This is a genomic window from Pseudoalteromonas sp. UCD-33C (assembly GCF_001306895.1).
In the GTDB taxonomy this organism is placed as follows: Bacteria; Pseudomonadota; Gammaproteobacteria; order Enterobacterales; family Alteromonadaceae; genus Pseudoalteromonas.
Window position 1 is genome coordinate 65,438 of record NZ_LJTB01000011.1, and the last position, 21,631, is coordinate 87,068.

A 21,631-nucleotide genomic window follows, 5' to 3' on the forward strand; every position below is an offset into this window, starting at 1 on the left:
CGCATCACGCATCTCGCATTTCTTGTCTCGTAGGAAGGGCTTTAGCCGTGAATTATCTTAGAGACTTCGGCACTAAAGTACCTCCTACATCGTAGGCGTCACGCTTGCTTGGCGCGCCTTAAACACGGCACTGCTGTTAATATTTCGCGCGAAATAAATTTCACGCCTACAATAAATATCTCGCACCTCGCACCTCGCATCTCTTGTCTCGTAGGAAGGGCTTTAGCCGTGAATTATCTTAGAGACTTCGGCACTAGAGTACTTCCTACATCGTAGGTGTCACGCTTGCTTGGCGCGTCTTACATTCAACACCTATCTGAAGGGGGAATGTATTGCGATCAAACAACACAGTTCGGCTCAAAACTGACAGCTGAAAGCTGACGGCTTTTTGAATTGAAAACAGGTAGTGAAGATAAAACTAAATCTTGAGATTAAAGTAGAAAATAAAATAATTTACAAAGGGGGGAGAAGTGGGGCGACTGATGGGGCTTGAACCCACGACAACCGGAATCACAATCCGGGGCTCTACCAACTGAGCTACAGCCGCCACTGAGATACACCTCGTTTGGTGTGGCGCGCATATTACATAATTAAGGTTGGCTTGTGAAGCCCTAAATTGAAAAAAGTAGAAAAAACTTATTTACCTCAGAAAATTCAGAAAACCATCACTGGTCAGCTCGCGTTCAGTTTCGCAGATTAGACTTGCGGTTTTTGTAATTGAGCAAATACTCATTTCGTAGTTTTACGCGTAATTTAATGATTTTTTAACCAAAGATCATATATAATTTGTACAGCGTGATGCTACAAATGAACTTCAGGAGAGAACATGGATACAATAATGAACTGGATCAACGAGAATTCAGGTTTAATCATACATTACGCCGTTCAGGCGGTTCTAGCGCTAATCATTTTCTTCATCGGTGGTCGCATCGCTAAATTCTGCGAAGGCTTAACTGAAAAAGCATTTGATAAAAAGAAAGTCGATAAAGCTGTAGGTTCATTTGTTGCTAGTATTGTCTATGCAATTGTATTTGCTGCAACAATCTTAATGGCACTATCTCAATTAGGTATTGAAACTACTTCATTCATTGCTATTTTAGGTGCGGCTGGTTTAGCAGTAGGTTTAGCACTTCAAGGTTCACTATCTAACTTTGCATCAGGTGTTTTAATCATCTTACTTCGTCCTTTCAAATCAGGTGACTATGTAGAAGCAGGTGGTAAAGCGGGTACAGTTAAGAAAATCGAAATTTTCTCTACAGAATTACGTACACCAGACAACAAAGTAATTATCATGCCTAACTCATCAATTATGGGCAGCCCAATTACAAATTTCTCTCGTGAATCAACTCGTCGTATCGATTTAGTAATCGGTGTTGGTTACGATGCAGATCTTAAAGAAGCAAAAGCAGTTCTTAAATCAGTTTTAGATAAAGAAGAGCGCTTACTAAAAGACCCAGCATACACAGTAGCGGTATCTGAGCTTGCAGATTCAAGCGTAAACTTTGTAGTTCGCCCTTGGGTTAACTCTGCTGATTATTGGCCAACGTATTTCGATTTAATGGAAAACATTAAGATCGCATTAGACGATGCCAACATCACAATCCCATTCCCGCAAATGGATGTTCATTTGCACAAAGAAGACTAATTAAGTCTAACGTACAAGTAGTAAAGGTTATTTTTTAATGAAATTAAAAGCATTATCAATTCTAGTTGCAGCAAGCGCTGCAACTAGCGCATTCGCAGCAGATGAAACCAAAACTTGGGATGTAACCAGTGAACTAGGTGCCATTATTACAAGTGGTAACACTGAAACAACAACACTTAAAGGTGGTGTTAAGGTTTTACATAACTTAGAAAACTGGAATAACGAGTACAAGTTAGACGGCATCTACAAAGAAGATGAGATCGAAAACGACCAAGGTGTAAAAGAAACACAGCGTACCAACGAAAAGTACTCAATCTCAGCGCAAGGTAACTATAAATTAAACGAAAAGCACTCACATTTATTCATCTACGGCTCGCACGTATCTGATTACTTTGGTGCATACCGTAACGAATCAGTTATCTCAGCGGGTTATGGTTTACGCCTAATTGACCGTTCTGATATGTGGCTAAACGCAGAAATTGGTCCGGGTTATAAGTATTTCCAATATCCTGATGACAGCACTGAAGTTGATGACAACGGCAACTCACTTGCCGGTGAGCGCGAAGGTGAAGTAATCGCACTAGGTAAAGTAGATTATAACTGGCAGATTTCAGACAGCGCACGTTTTACTCAATTAGTATCAGTTGAATATGGTGATACCAATACTAAAACGCGTTCAGAGTCTGCAATTCTTGCCAAAATCAACGGCTCACTACAAATGAAAGTAGCTTACAACATCACCCACAACTCAGATGTTGCTGATGATAAAGAAAACACAGATACAGAAACGTCACTAACGCTAGTTTACAGTTTTTAACTAAATAAATCGTTTTGTTGACAATTTAATGACAAAAAGGGACGAAAGTCCCTTTTTTATTTCCTTGAGTTTCAGGTAGAATACACAATCTTTTTGACTGTAGAACTATGGATATCCCTACTTGTGATGTTATTTAAAAGATTATTCCTTACTTTTTTGTTTCTAACCACTTCATCGGTATTGGCATTTACTCCTACTGCAGCTCAAATTGAGCAATTCAAAAAGCTTCCAAAGGCTCAACAAGAAGCGCTTGCAAGGCAGTATGGTGTTGACCTATCAACTATCACTGGTAAAACAACTAGTGAAGAATCTCTTGAAGTTGAATCTACAATCCAACCGCGACTCGAGAAAGAGGAAGAGCAACTAACAGATGAAGAGCGTTTCGCCCCTAAAGAAAGTGAAGTAGAGCCTTTCGGTTATGATATCTTCGCCGGTGAGCCAACTTCATTTATGCCTACCGAGAATGCGGCTGTTCCTGATACCTATTTAATAGGTCGTGGTGATGAGTTAAATATTAACTTTTACGGTAAAGAAAGTGAAAGTTACGATTTAACTGTAGATCGTGAAGGCCGTATTAATATACCGAACTTAAGCCCTGTGCAGGTGGCTGGTTTAACTTTTATGGAAGTCAAAGAGCTCATTAAAGCTAAAGTTGAACAAGAAGTGATCGGTGTTAAAGCGTTTGTGTCTGTTGGTAGGCTACGTAGTATTCGTATCTTGGTTTTAGGTGAAGCGTATAAGCCCGGCAGCTATAGCGTTTCTTCTCTTGCGACAGTTTCACATGCACTTTTCGTAAGTGGTGGGGTATCAGATATTGCCTCTTTACGAAATATTCAAATAAAACGCGCTGGTAAAGTTGTCGCAAATTTTGACTTGTACGATCTACTAATCAATGGTGATAGCAGCAACGATATCATCTTAAAGCCGGGTGATGTTGTGTTTATCCCATCAGTTGGTTCTCAAGTCGCTGTTGAAGGCTTAGTAAAACGTCCTGCTATTTTTGAGCTAAAAAAAGGTGAAACAGCGGCACAGTTATTAAAAATGGCGGGTGGTTTAAAACCGCAAGCTTACGCTAAAAAAGCAATTGTTGAACGCTTCAATAACAATAATATGAAAGAAGTGTTATCAGTGGACTTTAGCGGTAATCAAATTAATTATATTCCTCGTGATGGCGACCGTATTCGTTTTAATCCTGTAAGCTTTCAATATCAAAACAGTATCAGCTTAATCGGTGCTGTAGCTCGCCCTGGCCATTATCAGTGGTTTGAAGGTAAGCATATTTCTGACGTTTTAACTTCAGTGCGTGGTGATTTACTGCCTCAAGCTGATTTGGGTTATGGCTTACTCGTGCGAGAAATTAACATTGCGGGCGATATTGAAGTGTTTCAATTTGATATTGCACAAGCGATAGTTAAAGCTGCTGAGCATGACTTAGAGCTAAAAGCTAACGATAAGTTATTTGTGTTTAGTCGTTACCAGGAAAAGCAGGCAGAAGAAGCTGCACTTGCTAATATGGCTTTAACTGTTGAGCAGCAACAACAACAGATTAAAGTTAAGCAATGGCATGAGTATCAAAGAAAAGAGTTTGAAAGGTACGTAGGTGTTTTAAAGCCAGAAGATCCATTCAAAGAAGAAGAGAAAGAGCTTAGCATTGCTGAGATTTCAAAAAGAAAAGCAAAAGAAGAAGAGCAAGAGCTTAAGCCTGAAGATTACGCTGCATTTAGCCGATACACTTTGTTAAAGCCTATTATTGCTAAATTAAAGCAACAAGCTTCTGTGCAAAAGGCTATGCAACTAGTTGAAATCAACGGTCATGTTACATATCCAGGTATTTATCCATTAACTGTAGGTAGTGAAGTCAATGAGCTTATTGCGGCAGCAGGAGGCTTATTGGAGTCTGCTTACACTGAGCAAGCTGAAATAACCCGTGTTGTTGCAGGTGAAGGCTCTAAAGTTGAGCATGTTAAGTTTAATTTAGCTCAGGCTATGGTTGGTAAAACTTCGGAAAACAAAGTCCTGAGAAGCAAAGATAGCATTAATATTTTCTCAATTCCTAATTGGCAAGAAAATGTAAAAGTTGAGCTCAAAGGTGAAGTTAAATTCCCAGGTATCTATACCATTCGTCGTGGAGAAACATTAACTAACTTATTAGAACGAGCAGGTGGCTTCTCTGAGTTTGCAGAGCCAGATGCTGCCATTTTTACACGTGAGTCAATTCGTCAACAAGAGCAAAAGCAATTAGCTAAACTAGCAGAGGATTTACGAAGAGATATTGCAACGAAAAGCTTTGAAAAATCAGTTAGTAGCACGCGACTTTCTTATGATGAAATGAATAAGCTACTACTTGATTTGGCAAATGTTGAAGCCGTAGGTCGTTTAGTCATTGACTTACCCCTCATTGCAGAGGATAAACAAAATCTAGTGCTACAAAACGGTGATACGCTTTATGTTCCGAGTCTACGAGACTCAATCAGTGTAATTGGTGAAGTAAATTACACCACGTCACATTTATATAAGCCTGGAGTGAGTGTCGATCAATATATTGACCTAAGTGGTGGTCTAAAAGAGCGCGCAGACGAAGACAGAATTTACATCATAAAAGCTAATGGTTCTGTAACTATACCAAATACGGGTACCTGGTTCGCTGTGAATGACTCTAAGTTATTAGAGGCTGGCGATACGATTGTTGTACCTATGAACTCTGACTACATGGATAACTTAACACTGTGGAGCACAGCAACACAGATTGTTTATCAGTTAGGTGTAGCGTTAGCTGCAATTAGTAGTATTTAGCAATAAGACCAATAACAGCCAAGCTTAGGTGTAAATTTCAAATGAAAGAGAATATGTCTGAATTAGAACAGTTCTTTGAAAGAGAAGAAGTAGACTTTAGAGAGTTATGTAGTTATGTCTGGAGTAAGAAGCTTTGGATAATTTTGGTTGCAGGCTTGTTTGCTGTCATCTCTGTAATAATTGCAATTTCATTACCAAACAAATATACCTCTGAAGCGCTTGTCGTACCCGCAGAGAATAAAGCGGAAGGTGGTGTTTCTGCACTAGCAAGCCAGTTTGGTGGGCTTGCTAGTTTAGCTGGAATTAACGTAGGAAGTAGCTCGTCAACTTCATCAGATTTAGCGTTTGAAATTATTCAATCAAGAAAGTTTATTGGTGAGTTCATTACGAAGCGGGACATACTCGTTGAGTTAATGGCTGTCGATAAATGGGAGCAAAGCTCAAATACATTAGTTTTAGATCCCGAGCTTTATGATGCTGATAAACGCGAGTGGGTAAGAAAGGTTAAATTTCCGAAGAAGCCAAAACCATCGATTCAAGAAGCAACCAAAGCATTTAAGAAAGCGTTTGATATTAAAAAAGATGATGATACCGGTTTGATTACTATTAGTATCGAACACTTGTCACCAGTTGTAGCAAAGAAATGGGTCGATTATCTTGTTGAGGATATAAACAGCGAGATGAAAGAGCGTGATGTTAGTGAAGCTGGTAAAAGCATGCAATTTCTGACTCAGCAAATTGAGAAAACATCAGTTGCAGAAATTAAGTCTGTTTTATTTGATTTAATCGAAGAACAAACAAAAACGATCATGTTTTCTGAAATTAGAGATGAGTATGTCTTTAAAACAGTTGATCCGGCAATTGTTCCAGAAGAAAAAAGCCAGCCAAGAAGAGCGCTTATATGTATAGCCCTAACATTTTTAGGCTTAACCGGCGCTATTCTATTTTTCATAGTAAGGTACTTTTTTAAAAGTAACTCAAAATGATAATTAACAAAGGATTATACTCAGCCGTAGCGCGTAGTATGGCTGGCCGATATTCGGTTTATCTTTGCAACTTAGTATCCTTAATGATCCTTGCTAGGATGTTTTCGCCTAATGTTTATGGTGTTATTGCTTCTGTATTCGTAGTCTACATTTTCTTTAAATTGTTCTCTGAGGCAGGGCTTGGACCTGCCGTTATTAATCTTGATAGCTTCGATAGTAAAGAGCGTGATGGAGTATTCTCTGTTACGCTTTTACTAGGAATAGCATTAGGCAGCGCATTCTTAGCAATGTCTGATGTAATTGTGGCTTTTTATAACGAAGATGCTATTGGTAAAGTGATTCCTTACTTGTCTATAGCAATATTTTTATTTTCAGCTTCAATATTACCAAATGCATTATTACTCAGACAGCAGTCTCATTTTAGAATAGCTAATGCCGGTGTTGCCGCCGAAGTTTTATCAACTATAACGACAGTTATACTATTTTCATATACATCAGAGATAAGCGCATTAGCATCTAAATATGCAGTGAGTTCATTAGTTAACTTTGTTTGTTTGTATTATTTTTCAGCTCAAAATGAATTTGGTCGTCCAAGGATTGGCAGCAAGCTTTCAGCTATTAAGCCTTTATTTGGCTTTTCACTGTATCAATTTAGCTTTAATTTTATAAACTTCTTTTCTAGGAACCTTGATAGCTTACTAATTGGTAAATATTTGGGGCCTTTTTACTTAGGTATTTATGATAAATCTTATCAATTGATGAGATACCCTTTAATGCTTCTGACGTTTTCTATGGCTCCAGCGATTCAGCCATACTTACGAAAGCACAAAGCAGACATAGCAAAGGTCGAGTCCATTCATCGAGATTTTACATTCAAGTTGTCCCTTTTAGGAATTTTAGTTTCGGTTGGAATTTTTACCTTTTCAGATTTAATCGTGACTATCTTGCTTGGTGATGATTGGCAAAGCGTAAGCCCGATTCTTGCTATACTGGCTATTTCAATTCCTGCGCAAGTGGTTTCATCAACTAGTGGCGGCTTTTTTCAAGCCTTAAATAGAGTAAAGCTATTGTTTGTGAGTGGTTTGCTATCTTCTTTCACTATGATTTCAGCGATAGTTTACGGGGTATATTTAGAAAGCCTTAACGCAATTTGTGAAATGCTAGTTATTGCTATTTATATAAACTTTTTTCAAGTTTATATAATTTTATACATTTGTGTTTTTAAGCAGTCCCTAGGTAAATTCTTCTTCAAAATGCTACCAATGTTAGTTTCATCAGTTGTGATGTTTTATATATATAAGGTGTTTTAGTGGATTACGACTTTGCTATTTTAATTCTTTATTATAAAAAAGATATCTATGAATCTAAGACCTTGAATAGTTTGTTGGCTAGTTTAAAACCTGAAACAAACTGCCAGATTGTGCTTTGGAACAATGGACCTAAAGAGTTTTCAGAGCAAGCGACTCATTCGGTTAATGAAGCGCCTTTCGATATAAAAATTGTTGAAACGCTAAATAATATAAAATTATCAAGTGTTTACAATCGGTTTAGTTCAATGGTTAGAGCAAGCGTTTTTGTCTACTTGGATGATGATTCAGTTGTAGGCGAAAACTACCTTGTGTCACTACTCAAAACCGACAGCTCTAGTATCGGTGTTCCTTTTATCAAGTCTTACAATAAAATTGAAGCTCCAAAGGTAAATGGCAAAGTTATTGGTGAAGATTATAAAGTACTTAAAGATGATGATTTTATATTAAGTATCGGAAGTGGGCTTGCCGTTGGATGCAAAAAGCTAGAAGCAATAAAAAGTAAATTTGGTGATATTTTCGATGAAAAATTTTATCTATATGGAATTGATACAACATTTTTCTATCGAATTAAACAGCTAAATTTTAACAAAGATATCCAGCTATTAAGTTATATAGAGCACTCGTTATCTAGATTAGAAACTGAAGAGAAAGCTGTAACAGACTTCAGAAAAAAAGAACGTTGTTATGATGTAGGGCTTCAATGGCGATACTATTTCCCGTTAGCTAAATCTTTATATTACATATTAAGACTTGCCTATCAAACGATTTCGTCAAAAGATGTGCAAAAACTAAAATATACATCTCTTGCGTTTTTTACCGGCAAACATTACAGAGAAAGAGTCTAGTAAATGCAGAATAAACCATTAATAAGTGTGATTGTACCTACTCTAAATAGAAGTGGGATGCTAGGCAATGCAATTAAATCTGTAGAAGAGCAAAGCTATAGTAATGTTGAGCTGATAATCGTTGATGATTGTTCAGATTCAAAGGTTGTTGTTGATAAAAGTGAGTACTCATTACCAATAACTTTAATCCACAATAGCAAGAGGATGGGAGGGGGAGCTTCACGTAATATTGGTGTTAAAGCTTCAAAAGGTCAGTTTGTCTGCTTCCTTGATGACGATGATACATACAGTAAGGATAAGATAAAACAGCTTCTTTGTTATTTTGATAAATACCCTGAGATGCATGCGATCTTCGGTAAAGTGCTTGGCAGTACAGAGCGTAAATCATTACAGCATGAAAAAAAGGTTACAGATTTCTTTTCGATAGGAGGGCTACATACTAATGGCTCTCTGATCCGAAGAAGTGTTTTTAATACTTTAGAATTTTATGAAAAGTTACCTAAGTTTCAAGATACTCAGCTTCACCTAGAACTAATAAAAGAATTTAATGTACTCTTCATTGATGAGCAAGTTGCTATTTGGAACAAAGATCATGGTCATGGTCAAATTACAGATTTGAAAACAACAGAGCAGCATTTACGTGCTTACAATGCCTTTTGTTTGTTTAATAGTTATATAAAAGATAAATATAGCCTTACACCTAAACAAAGCTGGTACATGCTTAAAAATAGGATATCCCTCTACAGTAAATGTAGAAGTATTGCTCCAGTTGACGACTTAAATACATTTGAGTTGCTTTTATTTAAAGCTGTTAGTTCTTATGTACTCAAAAAGTAAGCATTTTTTTGTTCTGGGGAGTGTACTTTACTTAGTTGCTCTTTTTTTCTTTCCAGTACAGACATCATTGTTTATATCGTTTTTTTCGATATTTTTCTTAAATAGAAGAAACTATATTGTTATAGCGTTTATCTTTTCGCTATTCTTCCTCTTTTATGGAATGGCAATGGATCCCGTTTCATACATAGGGGATTACTCTAGGTATTACTTAACTTTTTATCAGCCAGATATAAATATCCTAGTCTTGGGCAAGCTTTATCGTTATCTAATATTTCAGTTTATTTCTTTTTTTGGATTTGAACCTCAGCTCTATACAGGGATCACGCTGTTCCTCAACTTCTTTGCTATCTTATTTGTGAGCTTAAGGTTTGTTGATATCTTTTCAAAAAGAAGAAAAGTTGATTTTATATTAGCTTTTATTTTGATTGTGCTTTTATACCCCAGTACTGCAATTGGCAACTATGAGTCAATGTTTTCATTTACTCTTGTATATCTAGCACTGTACTTGTTTTGTGTAGGTAAAAAGAAGCGCTCTTTGTTACTCTTAGTGCTGGCTCCACTGGTTCATCCTGCAGCTATTTTGTACTCTGCGATGATGCTTCCTGCACTACTTTTCAGTCGTTTTTACAAATATAAAACCTTACTCTCAATTTCTGCATTTTCAGTTATTGTTATGTTTGCTTTATTTCCACTAAGCTTTATCGGCTCTTTTATTGTCCACATCCAAAATAAGCTAGTATTTTTCTTAACAGGCCCGTGGAGCCAATATGTTGAACGAAGGGATTTTGAATTTTTTATTATAGCTTTTTTGAAGTTTTCTATTTTAATATTCTGCATGATAAGAATAAAAAAGTGCTTTTATAATTTAGATAGTGAAAGAATATTCCCCAATCAAAAATTGTTATTAGTAATTGGTCGGCTGTATAATACCGCTTTTTATATCATGCCAATTGCTTTTTTGGCAGTCTTCTCAAGAACACTTAACGAAAGGTATATTTACTTCGGCTTATTTTTCTTTTTGCCAATAGTACTTTTAGGTATCCAAAGCTACAGAAGTAAAATTAATAGGCTGTTTATTTACCTTTCGTTATTTTTAATTTTTGCCTTACCACAAAATATAATTGTATTTGGTGTATTGTCTTCAAAGTCACTTACGCCTGAAACATTATCCTTGAATGTGGTTGAATTGCTCCACAAAGAGTATGAGAAAGCCCCTCCAGCAGTAGGGCGTTTATAGAGTTTATTATGATAGCTATTTATGTAGATAATTATGAGCGAGCAACTTTCTTCTTGAGGTTAGCGAAAGCAAGCCAAGAGGAGAGCTACTTCTTCACAACTAAACATTCAGTATATAACTTTCTAAGTAAGCATTGTCATTTTGTATTTTTAATTAGTAAAGAAAGTGATGTAACTGAAACCGAAAGCTTATCTAATACACAAGAGCTTACTTATGTTCACCGTGGAACTCAGTCACAGGAGCATGCTAAATTCATCTACCGCAATGTTTTGCAATACCTTAAAAAGCTTAGCCTTCCGATTAAACAGTTTCGATTAGCGCTAGTTTTTAATGGTAACTCTGCTTCACAGAAAGCATTTGTGAAGTTTTTTGCGGATCATGGTATTGGCTCAATGTTCTCTGAGATTAGTAATTTACCCAACAAAGTTTTATTTGATGCACAAGGTGTAAATGCTAAATCGATATTATATAAATCACCGAGTATCTTAGAAAAACTACCAAGTGTTGAAGATGATGTTCATTCAAAATGGATTCATGAATACGAAGAATACAAACAATCGCCAATTCCACAAGGTAAGCTTAAAGGTGTATTTATAAAGGCTTATATTAGAGATTACCTTTATTCTTTACTTGGTAAGGGGCTCAGAGAAGAGAATCTTACAAATCCACTTATTAAGATAATGACAACTTTGAGCTTATCTAAATCGAAGAAAAGTTTAAGCTTGTCAACAGATAGCTATGATCTAAGTACTGATTATGTGTTTTTCCCAACCCAGGTTCGCTTTGATTCACAGCTTATCCTTAATAGCGATGTAAATAATGAACAAGCGATAAGGAAAGCCGCTGAGATCGCCATTGAAAGAAACTGCCAACTTTATGTTAAAGTGCACCCAGCAGAAACTGATGTTGAAATGCTTAAAAGGTATCAAGTACTTCGTGATGAGTTAAACTTTAAACTAGTTGATGCCAACACTACAGAGTTAATAAAGAAGGCAAATAAAATTGTAACTATTAACTCTACAGTCGGTTTAGAAGCGCTAATATACAATAAACCATTAACTGTATTGGGTCGTGCTATCTATACAAACTTTAATTATGAACTAATGAAAAAATATATTCATAGTTACTTAGTCAACTGTGACTACTTCTCAGAGCAACCGATTTCATCGAGTGAGTTCAATAAAATTACTAACCTGTTTGAAGTTTCAAATTTAGTAGAAAAGGGTTGAAGATGAATTTTTCTGTATTAATGTCTGTCTACCATAGAGAAACGCCAGCTTATTTAGATGCATGTTTAGCAAGCTTATTTCAACAAACTCATAAGGCAACAGAAGTTGTTCTGGTTATTGATGGGCCAATAAGTGGGGAGCTACATGGGGTAATTGATCAGTGGCAATCTCCTCTTAATATAGTCAAAGTTCAGCTAGAAAAGAATGTTGGTTTAGGTTTAGCACTTAAACATGGCCTGAAACATTGTAATTATGATCTGGTCGCAAGAATGGATTCTGATGATATATGCTTTCCTGAACGCTTTGCTAGGCAGCTTGAGGTTTTCGCTTCAGATCCTGAATTATCAATCTGCGGTTCAAATATCGACGAAATTGACTCAGAAACTGAAGAGCTTATTTCTGTTAGAAAAGTACCAGAGTATCACCCAAAAATCTTGTCATCTTCAATCGGCAAAAACCCTTTTAACCATGTATCTATTATGTTTAAAAAGTCTGCTGTGGTTAATTCTGGTAGCTACCAAGATATGCCATTGATGGAAGATTGGTACTTATGGTTAAGAATGCTTGAGAAAGGTTTTAAAGGCTATAATATTCAACAGCCTCTTGTTGCAGCGCGTACAGGTAAAGCTATGATTTCTAGAAGGAATGGTTTTAAGTACGTGACATATGAAGCAAATTTAACGAAAGTTAAAACTAAGCTTTTTCCTCAATACAAAGCAAAAGCTTGGTACTACTTCTTAATTAGATCATTCCCAAGGCTTTTACCAAGCCGCGCCTTATTTATTTTATATAAATTAAATAGACGCTAAAACTTTGCAGGAGAGCAAAGTAACTTACTTTGCTCCAAACCCAGTCAGCATAGTTCTTAATGTTTTAAACACAATGTTTATGTCCAGCCAAAGTGATAAATGCTTTATATAATAAAGATCATAAGCTAGTTTCTCTTTTGTCGAGTCTTCATCATCAGCATAACCATGGATTGTCTGCGCCCATCCAGTGATACCTGGCTTTACCATATGACGATAGCCGTAGAATGGAATATCATTCTCAAATAATTTAACAAAAGACTCTTGCTCTGGCCTTGGGCCAATTAACGCCATCTCGCCTTTTAAAACATTAAAAAACTGTGGTAATTCATCAATACGAAACTTTCGAATGAACTTGCCAACTCTTGTGATCCTAGCTTGTTCTTCAGTTGCAAATTTGTCACTGTTTGATTCATCTTTTACAGTCATGCTTCTGAACTTATAAATTTTGAAGACTTTACCTGACTGTCCAACCCGTTCTTGAGTAAATAAAGCAGGTCCTGGGCTCTCTAAACGGATCAGTATTGCTGTGACTATCATAATTAAAAGTGATGCAGGTAACGTCAGTAATATAATAAGTGACTCCCAAATCCTTTTAAAACGTTGATAGAGTGGATTAGGTTGAAGTGTACCGATTGAATTCTCTGACAGGTGCTTTATTTGTACCTTGCCACTTATCATCTCTTTTATACTTTCAGCATGAAAAACGGGAATAGAGTGAAGGCTACAGTCAGCAATAAATTTTTCTTGATAAGCTGAAAGCCCCTTATGTAAGTCTACTACAAGCCCTTGTTTGATATCTGCTTCTTTATATGGCTCGCTTAAAGCTATTACATTAAGGTTTTTGTGGGCTGTTAATTCTGAGTAGTCAAAATTATCAATTAAATGCAAAGTTAACTTTTTCTGATCTGTTCTTAATATAGCTGTGGCGAATAACCAGCTAAAACTAGACACCGCACCTATAAAAGTAACAATAACAGAATAATCAATCCTAAAAAGTGCAATAATCAAAAGTGCAATACTATATACAGCAACTATAATAGGAATAATGTAGTACTTTCTCTCGACTAATAAGAATCGAGCAATTAGCGGTAATGTAAATGCTGTGACCAAGTAGCATAGACTAATTAGAATTGCAGAGTTTTTTACAGAATCTTGCCCGTGCTGACCAAAAGAAAAAACAGCAACAATGAGTGCTACAAAGCATAAACCTAGGAAGTGACAGATGAAGGAGTTAGATAAAATTTTACGCACGCTACTTTCTTTTTTAGTTTGAAGGATTAATGAACAGACTTTTAATTCAGACAGCAATTGTACTTTAAATCACTACATATCATCAATAACTTGCTTCATTTTAAATTTTTCTTAAGTGTTTTTTAATAAAACAATATGTGATTAATAGTTGTACTGCAATTTAAATATGTACCTTGGTTACAAAGTAAATCAAACTTTCGTCATTTAGTTACATTTTTAATTATTTGTTAACACTGCAGTGCCCTTGAACTTGTTATAAAATTCAATTTACATATATTGAAATTGAGATTGATATTCACTTTTCTTATATGGAAATTAATATGTGAGATAAAACTAAAATACGTTATTATGCACTTCGCATACTATGAGTTATCTTTTAGTATCTGAGTTTAGTTTTATAAAAGTGGATGAGTTTATGAAAATTGCTGTAGCTGGAACCGGCTATGTTGGTTTATCTAATGCCATGTTATTGGCCCAACATAACAATGTACTGGCTCTAGATATTGTTGAAGAAAAAATTGCACAGTTAAATGCTGGGAAGTCACCAATATCAGATACAGAAATCGAAGACTTTCTTGCTAATAAGAAACTGAGTTTTACTGCCACTACAGATAAGCAGTTGGCTTATCAAAATGCAGATTTCATCATTATCGCTACACCTACCGATTATGACCCAGAGACCAACTACTTTAATACTAAGTCAGTTGAAGCTGTTATCGCCGATGTCTTAGCAATAAACCCAAAAGCAGTCATGGTTATTAAGTCAACTGTACCTGTTGGCTTTACTGAAGGCATTAAGCAAAAGTTTAATACAGAAAACATTATTTTCTCTCCAGAATTTTTAAGAGAGGGTAAAGCGCTGTACGACAACTTACACCCATCACGTATTATTGTGGGTGAGCGTTCCGAGCGTGCTGAAGTATTCGCAAATTTACTAGCTCAAGGGGCTATTAAAGAAGGGATTGAAGTTTTATTTACGGATTCAACTGAAGCAGAAGCAATCAAGTTGTTTTCAAATACTTATCTTGCTATGCGCGTAGCCTACTTTAACGAGCTTGACAGCTACGCAGAAAGTCATGGTTTAAATTCTAAACAAATAATCGAAGGGGTAAGTTTAGACCCTCGTATAGGTGGTCATTACAACAACCCTTCTTTTGGCTATGGTGGGTATTGTTTACCTAAAGATACCAAGCAATTGTTGGCTAACTATCAAAACGTACCAAACAACATGATCCGTGCCATTGTAGATGCAAATTCTACTCGTAAAGACTTTATTGCAGAGTCGATCCTCGCCAGAAAGCCAAAGGTAGTGGGTATTCATCGTTTAATCATGAAGGCTGGTTCTGATAACTTTAGAGCATCCGCTATTCAGGGCATCATGAAGCGAATCAAAGCTAAGGGTGTTGAAGTGATAGTTTATGAACCTGAATTACATGAAGCAACTTTCTTTAACTCTAAAGTGACCCATGACCTAGCTGAATTAAAGTCTTCTGCAGATGTAATTATTGCCAACAGAATGGTAACTGAGCTCGATGATGTTGCAGAAAAAGTGTACACCAGAGACCTGTTTGGTAGTGATTAGTACTCACTTGGGGTAATAACAATTTTGTAATAGACACGCCTAAATTCTCTGCGTATAATCGCTGGCTCATAAAAACCAGTCCTTTTGGATTGGTTTTAAGGAAAATGAGTATTTTAGGTGTGACTATGGAAAGTTGGTACTTACTTTTTTGTAAATCAAAACAAGAGCTAAGAGCTCAAACTAACCTTCAAAACCAAGGTTTTGAAGTATTCTTTCCCGAACATAAAATCGAGCGAATCGTAAAGGGTCGCCGTTCAATTCGTACATCTCCTCTTTTCCCTAGTTATTTATTTATAAAGCTAGACTCGCAAAACTGTAACTTTTCTGCGGTAAAAAATACCCGTGGAGTAAGTGGTTTTGTTGCTTATGGTCATAAATTTCAAATCGTACCTGAGCAGTTAATTGCTCAACTCAAATCTATGAGTGATATGAGTGAGGTAACATCTTCGCTACCAAAAGCCGGTGATGTTGTTTACCTAAACACAGAGTCATTTAAAAATGTTCAAGCTATTTACCAAGAGTCAGATGGTGAAATGCGTAGCATTTTGTTAGTTAATTTATTGAACAAACAAGTCACCGTAAGTGTAGATAATAAAGAAATCAGTTTATAAGTCGCGATTCCGCGCGACATTAACGTAGGAACGGCTTTAGCCGTGAACATGTTTTAAATGTTCGGCGTTAAAACGCTTCCTACGGAACGGATAATTTATAAGTCGTGATTCCGCGCGACATTAACGTAGGAACGGCTTTAGCCGTGAACAGGTTTAAATGTTCGGCGTTCAAACACCTCCTACAGTGAAAGTATTAAGCTTTTACACGTAAAAAACAAAAATGATAATAAAATCAGTACGTAGGAACTGCAACCTAGGGGCGGAAGCGTGCCTGAAGGGCTAGACAAGCAAATAATTTTGCTTTCAAGATGGAGCGAGAGGAGCTCTGCGACGAACTGGAACGGAAGCGTGCCCGAAGGGCTAGACAAGCAAATAATTTTGCTTTCAAGATGGAGCGAGAAGCGAGAAGCGAGAAGCGAGAAGCGAGAAGCCCGTAGGAACGGCTTTAGCCGTGAATGAGGAAAAATGTTCGGCGTTAAAACACCTCCTACGGTCGTAGGCGTCACGCTTGCTTGGCGCGTCTCAAGCGCGGCACTGTTGTTAATGCTTCGCGCGAAATAAATTTCACGCCTACAAAAAATGGTATGCACGGTGATGGCCTCGCGCCAATCCCGTAGGAACGGCTTTAGCCGTGAATGGGAAATAATATTCGGCGTTAAAACGCCTCCTACGGTCGTAGGCGTCACGCTTGCTTGGCGCGTCTCAAGCGCGGCTCTGCTGCTAATAATTCGCGCGAAATAAATTTCACGCCTACAAAATGGAATGCACGGTGATGGCCTCGCGCCAATCCAGTGGGAACGGCTTTAGCCGTGAATGGTTGAAAAATGTTCGGCGTTAAAACGCCTCCTACGGTCGTAGGCGTCACGCTTGCTTGGCGCGTCTCAAGCGCGGCACTGTTGTTAATGCTTCGCGCGAAATAAATTTCACGCCTACAAAATGGTACGCACGGTGATGGCCTGGCGCCAATCCCGTAGGAACGGCTTTAGCCGTGAATGAGGAAAAATGTTCGGCGTTAAAACGCCTCCTACGGTCGTAGGCGTCACGCTTGCTTGGCGCGTCTCAAGCGCGGCACTGTTGTTAATGCTTCGCGCGAAATAAATTTCACGCCTACAAAATGGTACGCACGGTGATGGCCTGGCGCCAATCCCGTAGGAACGGCTTTAGCCGTGAATGAGGAAAAATGTTCGGCGTTAAAACGCCTCCTTCGGTCGTAGGCGTCACGCTTGCTTGGCGCGTCTCAAGCGCGGCTCTGCTGCTAATAATTCGCGCGAAATAAATTTCACGCCTACAAAATGGAATGCACGGTGATGGCCTCGCGCCAATCCCGTAGGAACGGCTTTAGCCGTGAATGAGGAAAAATGTTCGGCGTTAAAACACCTCCTGCGCAGTGTACTTTTGTATTAATAACGCTATACCGCTTGCAAGCACACACAAGCAACGATTTATAATCTTGAAGAACCTAGAACCTAGAACCTAGAACCTAGAACCTAGAACCTAGAACCTAGAACCTAGAACCTAGAACCTAGAACCTAGAACCTAGAACCTAGAACCTAGAACCTAGAACCTAGAACCTAGAACCTAGAACCTAGAACCTAGAACCTAGAACCTAGAACCTAGAACCTAGAACCTAGAAGTATTCATTAACTATTTTGCAAAAACCTGTCACAAGTGAGCGTTTACTAAACACTCAGTCTTGCGAACCTTGTAATGCCATGCTTTAATTAGGCAGCGTAAAAATAAACAGTTGTGGTTTTATTTTAACTGGACGTTTTAAGAATAATTATTTGGGAAATAACAATGGCGCTTAGCTGTAAAACAATTGTAACGTCATTTGCGTTACTAGCAATGACTGGCTGTACAATCATCCCCGGTAGCCATTTTGAAGGAATCGAATCGGGCGAACAAATAGATAATCTTGAGAAGGAGCTCGATAAAGTTAATATCCAAATCATCGACTCTTCTCTAATTAACCAACAAAAGCAAAGTAAAGCGAAACCAGCATTACCATCAAGCCTTGATGGCATCGATACCTCTGATTACCAGTACAAATTAGGTGTTGGCGATGTAATCACGATCGGCGTATGGGATCATCCTGAATTAACAATTCCTGCTGCGGTACAACGTACTGCTGAGTTCGACGGCTTCCGTGTACAAGCCGACGGCACCATTACCTTTGCCTACGCTCCAGATATTCAAGCGGCTGGTAAAACAGTACAACAAGTTCATAAAGAGCTTGTTAAGCGCTTAAGCCGCGTAATCGAAGACCCTCAAGTAGATATTAAAATTGTTGGCTTTAGAAGCCAAAAAGCCTATGTAACAGGTGAGGTTAACAATCCAGGGGTACTCCCTGTAACCGAAGTGCCGCTTACTCTAATTGATGCACTAAACCAAGCGGGCGGTTTAACAGATGCCGCTGATTGGCGCACTGTTACATTTACCCGTGGCGACAAAACCGAAGTGATCCAGCTAGATGACTTTTATGCACATGGCGATATCTCGCAAAACCGTTTATTAAAACATGGCGATATTGTGCATGTTAATCGTAACGACATGCAAAAAGTGTTTGTGTTAGGCGATGTTAAACGCGCTGGTACAGTGGGCGTTAATCGTTATGGTTTAAATTTAGCGCAAGCTTTAAGTGATGCAGGTGGTTTAAACGAAAATACAGCAGATGCAAATGGCGTATTTGTATTACGTAAACGCAACTTAGAAACCGATGGCATCATCGCTGATGTATACCAACTACATGCAAAAAATGTTGCAGCATTAGTGCTTGCAGAGCAATTTGAATTACAGCCGCACGATATTGTGTATGTAACTTCAGCACCGCTAGCGCGTTGGAACCGTGTAATCAGCTTATTACTACCTTCGGTAAGTACAGTTGACTCAATTAATGACGTTACAACTTCGAACTAAAGGTTAAATGTTATGTTTGATTCTGTACTGGTTGTGTGTGCAGGCAATATTTGCCGAAGCCCAACCGCTGAATATGTATTAAAAAGTAAACTTCAAGGTAAAAATGTTAGCGTGTCTTCAGCGGGCTTAACGGCCCTTGAAGGCAAGCACGCAGATGCACAAGCACAGCAAATTGCGATACAACATGGTATTGATATGAGCGAGCATCAGGGCAGGCAAATAAGCTCAGGCCTTGTTGCACAGCACAGTGTTATTTTAGTGATGGAGCAGCGTCATATAAATGACTTGTGCTCTCGCTACCCGCAAGCGCGTGGTAAAACATTTTTGCTAGGTAAATGGGTTGGTGATAAAGAAATACCTGACCCATACCGTCAAAGCCAAGAGGCTTTTGAGCACGTTTACGCATTAATCGATAGCGCGTGTAGCGCTTGGCAAAAGTATTTATAAGGAAAGGGTAGTAGATGAATGCTCAGCCCACTGCATTAGCAGCAAATAAAAATCAAAATAGAAGTCAAGAATCACAAGAAATAGACTTACTCGCATTAGTAGGTACTTTACTCGACCGTAAATGGTTCATCATTTTTGTAACCGCTGTATTTGCCATTATTGGTGTAGCCGTTGCGGTATTAAGCACGCCAATTTATAAAGCAACAGCACTTGTACAAGTTGAAGAAAGCAGCCCGTCTGTACCTGGCCTTGATGATATGGCAGGTATGTTCGAAAGTAGCAGTGCCGCTGTAACCGAAATCGAACTTTTAAAGTCACGCTCTGTGATTGGTGAAGCCGTCGACACACTAAAGCTTGATATAGTTGCAGAACCTAAATTATTCCCAATTATTGGTGGTAAAGTTTACCGCAGCTTTGTTGCTGAATCCGAAGGCGACATTGCTGAACCTTTCTTAGGTCTGAGTAGCTATGCATGGGGCGGCGAGACTATTAATGTATTTAGGTTTAACGTACCAAAAGCGTTTGAAGGTCAAGGTTTTGAGTTAGTTGTTGGTGATAATAAAAGCTATGAGCTTTTTAACCCGGAAGGTGACTCTGTTTTAAAAGGCGTTGTAGGCAAAGATGAAAGCGCTGGCTTTTACGAATTAACTATACGCGATTTACATGCTCGCGCAGGCACAGAATTTGTTCTTGTTAAAAAGAATCGCTACAGAACTATTATTGAGCTACAGCAAGAGATAGCTGCTAGCGAAAAAGGTAAAGACTCAGGCATAATTGCTATGTCTTATGAGCATAAGGGCCCTATCCACGCTGAAAAGGTACTTGATAAAGTGGCGCAAATTTATGTACGCCGTAATGTAGAGCGTAATAGTGCCGAAGCGCAAAAGTCACTTGAGTTTTTAGAAGTACAGTTACCTGAAGTTAAAAAGCAACTTGAATACGCAGAAGAGCGTTTTAACGACTACCAAATTAAACGTCAATCAATCAACATAAGTTTAGAAACACAAGGTGTACTTGAGCAGGTAGTCGAGCTTGAAACTAAATTACAAGAGCTAGAGCTAAAACGTTTAGAGCTAAGCCGTAAATTTAAAGAAAGCCACCCAACTTACCAAGGTGTGCTTGAGCAAATTGAAGCGGTTGAAAAACAAAAGCAAAAACTGGTTGGCGAAGTTGGTAACCTACCAGAAACTCAGCAAGAGCTATTGCGTTTAAAACGCGATGTAGAAGTAAGTAACCAAATTTACACCTTATTACTTGGTAAAACGCAAGAGCTAGATATTGTACGTGCTGGTACTGTAGGTAATGTGCGTGTGGTTGATGCAGCAGCGGTAGATACCACAGAACCAGTTAAGCCTAAAAAAGCACTGATTGCTGTGGTAGCAACTTTGCTTGGTGGCTTTTTAGCAGTTGCAATAGTACTAATTCAAAAAGCAATGCACCGCGGTGTTGAAGACCCAACCGAGATCGAAAGTATTGGCTTACCTGTTTATGCATCGGTACCGTATTCAGATTTTCAAGATAAGCTCACTGGCTTTAACCGTGCACGTAAAGTTAAAGATAAACCTAAGTCGATACTAGCAGTAGATAACCCTGCAGATTTATCGGTAGAAGCGCTACGCAGCCTGCGTACAAGCTTGCACTTTGCAATGATGGAGGCTAAAAACAACATTATTGCTATATCTGGCCCAAGCCCAGGTGTTGGTAAATCGTTTATTTCGGTAAACCTGGCAACCGTACTTGCACAAAGCGGCAAAAAGGTACTGATTATCGATGCCGATATGCGTAAAGGTTACTTGCAGACTCAGTTTGGTATGAAGTGGGATGACGGCTTAAGTGATTTATTATCGGGCCGTTTAAACCTTGAGCAAGTGACTAAAAAGTCACAAGTTGAAGGGCTAGATGTAATTACCCGTGGTCAAATACCGCCAAACCCATCTGAACTATTAATGCATAGTAACTTTAGCAAGATGGTTGAAGAGGTAAGTGGCAAGTACGATATTGTTATTGTTGATACGCCACCTATTTTAGCGGTTACCGACCCTGCAATTGTAAGTGCCCATGCAGGCAGTACATTATTAGTTACACGCTTTGGCCAAAACCATTTACGTGAAATTGAACTTACTCGTAATCGCTTTGAGCAAAACGGTATAGACGTAAAAGGTGTTGTATTTAATGGTGTAGTACGTAAAGCAAGCAATGCATACGGTTACTACGGTTACTACAACTACGAATATAAATCTGATAAGTAATTAAATACGTTCTAGGTTCTACTTGACTTAATTGTCACCACGAAAAGCGTGTTGAAGAACCTAGAAT

Annotated in this window: 16 protein-coding genes and 1 tRNA gene; 15 read left to right on the forward strand and 2 right to left on the reverse strand. The window is 38.2% G+C overall.

The features are described from left to right. Positions 1–471: 471 nt before the first annotated feature. A tRNA-His gene (locus tag AOG26_RS16760) sits at positions 472–547 on the reverse strand. Between the two features lie 279 nt (positions 548–826). On the opposite strand from AOG26_RS16760, the gene AOG26_RS16765 reads away from it, so the two are divergent. The 10 genes from AOG26_RS16765 (at position 827) to AOG26_RS16810 (ending at position 12,508) form a co-directional block, all read left to right on the forward strand. Further along, the gene (locus tag AOG26_RS16765) at positions 827–1,645 is read left to right on the forward strand and encodes a mechanosensitive ion channel family protein (protein ID WP_054563554.1); all 819 of its coding nucleotides are present in this window, start codon (positions 827–829) and stop codon (positions 1,643–1,645) included. A gap of 37 nt (positions 1,646–1,682) precedes the next feature. After that, positions 1,683–2,462, forward strand: coding sequence for a DUF481 domain-containing protein (locus AOG26_RS16770; protein WP_054563555.1), 780 nt, complete (start codon positions 1,683–1,685; stop codon positions 2,460–2,462). A gap of 126 nt (positions 2,463–2,588) precedes the next feature. After that, positions 2,589–5,255, forward strand: a complete 2,667-nt coding sequence (locus AOG26_RS16775; protein ID WP_152966986.1) for an SLBB domain-containing protein — start codon at positions 2,589–2,591, stop codon at positions 5,253–5,255. Between the two features lie 53 nt (positions 5,256–5,308). Next, a complete protein-coding gene (locus AOG26_RS16780) occupies positions 5,309–6,241 on the forward strand; it encodes a Wzz/FepE/Etk N-terminal domain-containing protein (RefSeq protein WP_235575513.1) in 933 nt (310 codons plus the stop codon). Continuing rightward, positions 6,238–7,551, forward strand: coding sequence for an oligosaccharide flippase family protein (locus AOG26_RS16785; protein WP_054563558.1), 1,314 nt, complete (start codon positions 6,238–6,240; stop codon positions 7,549–7,551). The genes AOG26_RS16780 and AOG26_RS16785 overlap by 4 nt, the downstream gene beginning before the upstream one ends. Next, on the forward strand, positions 7,551–8,396 hold the full coding sequence (locus tag AOG26_RS16790) for a glycosyltransferase (RefSeq protein ID WP_054563559.1): 846 nt from the start codon (positions 7,551–7,553) through the stop codon (positions 8,394–8,396). The genes AOG26_RS16785 and AOG26_RS16790 overlap by 1 nt, the downstream gene beginning before the upstream one ends. A 3-nt stretch (positions 8,397–8,399) precedes the next feature. Further along, positions 8,400–9,233 (forward strand): glycosyltransferase family 2 protein, encoded by an 834-nt coding sequence (locus AOG26_RS16795; RefSeq protein ID WP_054563560.1) that lies wholly within the window; start codon positions 8,400–8,402, stop codon positions 9,231–9,233. Positions 9,234–9,399: 166 nt separating this feature from the next. Then, the gene (locus AOG26_RS16800) at positions 9,400–10,470 is read left to right on the forward strand and encodes a hypothetical protein (protein WP_152966985.1); all 1,071 of its coding nucleotides are present in this window, start codon (positions 9,400–9,402) and stop codon (positions 10,468–10,470) included. 8 nt (positions 10,471–10,478) lie between these two features. Then, positions 10,479–11,699, forward strand: a complete 1,221-nt coding sequence (locus tag AOG26_RS16805) for a capsular polysaccharide export protein, LipB/KpsS family (protein WP_054563562.1) — start codon at positions 10,479–10,481, stop codon at positions 11,697–11,699. A gap of 2 nt (positions 11,700–11,701) precedes the next feature. Further along, the gene (locus AOG26_RS16810) at positions 11,702–12,508 is read left to right on the forward strand and encodes a glycosyltransferase (protein ID WP_054563563.1); all 807 of its coding nucleotides are present in this window, start codon (positions 11,702–11,704) and stop codon (positions 12,506–12,508) included. Between the two features lie 24 nt (positions 12,509–12,532). Here AOG26_RS16810 and AOG26_RS16815 read toward each other — a convergent pair whose 3' ends face one another. Then, on the reverse strand, positions 12,533–13,759 hold the full coding sequence (locus tag AOG26_RS16815) for an exopolysaccharide biosynthesis polyprenyl glycosylphosphotransferase (RefSeq protein WP_054563564.1): 1,227 nt from the start codon (positions 13,757–13,759) through the stop codon (positions 12,533–12,535). 415 nt (positions 13,760–14,174) lie between these two features. On the opposite strand from AOG26_RS16815, the gene AOG26_RS16820 reads away from it, so the two are divergent. The 5 genes from AOG26_RS16820 (at position 14,175) to AOG26_RS16845 (ending at position 21,564) form a co-directional block, all read left to right on the forward strand. Continuing rightward, the gene (locus AOG26_RS16820) at positions 14,175–15,341 is read left to right on the forward strand and encodes a nucleotide sugar dehydrogenase (protein WP_054563565.1); all 1,167 of its coding nucleotides are present in this window, start codon (positions 14,175–14,177) and stop codon (positions 15,339–15,341) included. 125 nt (positions 15,342–15,466) lie between these two features. Then, on the forward strand, positions 15,467–15,952 hold the full coding sequence (gene rfaH, locus AOG26_RS16825) for a transcription/translation regulatory transformer protein RfaH (protein WP_054563566.1): 486 nt from the start codon (positions 15,467–15,469) through the stop codon (positions 15,950–15,952). A gap of 1,797 nt (positions 15,953–17,749) precedes the next feature. Continuing rightward, positions 17,750–18,868 carry a polysaccharide export protein gene (locus tag AOG26_RS16835; RefSeq protein ID WP_054563568.1) on the forward strand — a complete coding sequence of 373 codons (1,119 nt, stop codon included), beginning with the start codon at positions 17,750–17,752 and terminating at the stop codon, positions 18,866–18,868. A gap of 12 nt (positions 18,869–18,880) precedes the next feature. Continuing rightward, positions 18,881–19,315, forward strand: a complete 435-nt coding sequence (locus tag AOG26_RS16840; RefSeq protein ID WP_054563569.1) for a low molecular weight protein-tyrosine-phosphatase — start codon at positions 18,881–18,883, stop codon at positions 19,313–19,315. A 14-nt stretch (positions 19,316–19,329) separates the two neighbouring features. Beyond that, positions 19,330–21,564, forward strand: a complete 2,235-nt coding sequence (locus AOG26_RS16845; protein ID WP_054563570.1) for a polysaccharide biosynthesis tyrosine autokinase — start codon at positions 19,330–19,332, stop codon at positions 21,562–21,564. Positions 21,565–21,631: the final 67 nt, after the last annotated feature.

Coding starts and splice junctions, on each gene's coding strand:
- AOG26_RS16765 (WP_054563554.1), top strand. CDS start 827: ATGGATACAATAATGAACTGGATCAACGAGAATTCAGGTTTAATCATA.
- AOG26_RS16770 (WP_054563555.1), top strand. CDS start 1,683: ATGAAATTAAAAGCATTATCAATTCTAGTTGCAGCAAGCGCTGCAACT.
- AOG26_RS16775 (WP_152966986.1), top strand. CDS start 2,589: ATGTTATTTAAAAGATTATTCCTTACTTTTTTGTTTCTAACCACTTCA.
- AOG26_RS16780 (WP_235575513.1), top strand. CDS start 5,309: ATGTCTGAATTAGAACAGTTCTTTGAAAGAGAAGAAGTAGACTTTAGA.
- AOG26_RS16785 (WP_054563558.1), top strand. CDS start 6,238: ATGATAATTAACAAAGGATTATACTCAGCCGTAGCGCGTAGTATGGCT.
- AOG26_RS16795 (WP_054563560.1), top strand. CDS start 8,400: ATGCAGAATAAACCATTAATAAGTGTGATTGTACCTACTCTAAATAGA.
- AOG26_RS16800 (WP_152966985.1), top strand. CDS start 9,400: ATGGATCCCGTTTCATACATAGGGGATTACTCTAGGTATTACTTAACT.
- AOG26_RS16805 (WP_054563562.1), top strand. CDS start 10,479: ATGATAGCTATTTATGTAGATAATTATGAGCGAGCAACTTTCTTCTTG.
- AOG26_RS16810 (WP_054563563.1), top strand. CDS start 11,702: ATGAATTTTTCTGTATTAATGTCTGTCTACCATAGAGAAACGCCAGCT.
- AOG26_RS16820 (WP_054563565.1), top strand. CDS start 14,175: ATGAAAATTGCTGTAGCTGGAACCGGCTATGTTGGTTTATCTAATGCC.
- rfaH (WP_054563566.1), top strand. CDS start 15,467: ATGGAAAGTTGGTACTTACTTTTTTGTAAATCAAAACAAGAGCTAAGA.
- AOG26_RS16835 (WP_054563568.1), top strand. CDS start 17,750: ATGGCGCTTAGCTGTAAAACAATTGTAACGTCATTTGCGTTACTAGCA.
- AOG26_RS16840 (WP_054563569.1), top strand. CDS start 18,881: ATGTTTGATTCTGTACTGGTTGTGTGTGCAGGCAATATTTGCCGAAGC.
- AOG26_RS16845 (WP_054563570.1), top strand. CDS start 19,330: ATGAATGCTCAGCCCACTGCATTAGCAGCAAATAAAAATCAAAATAGA.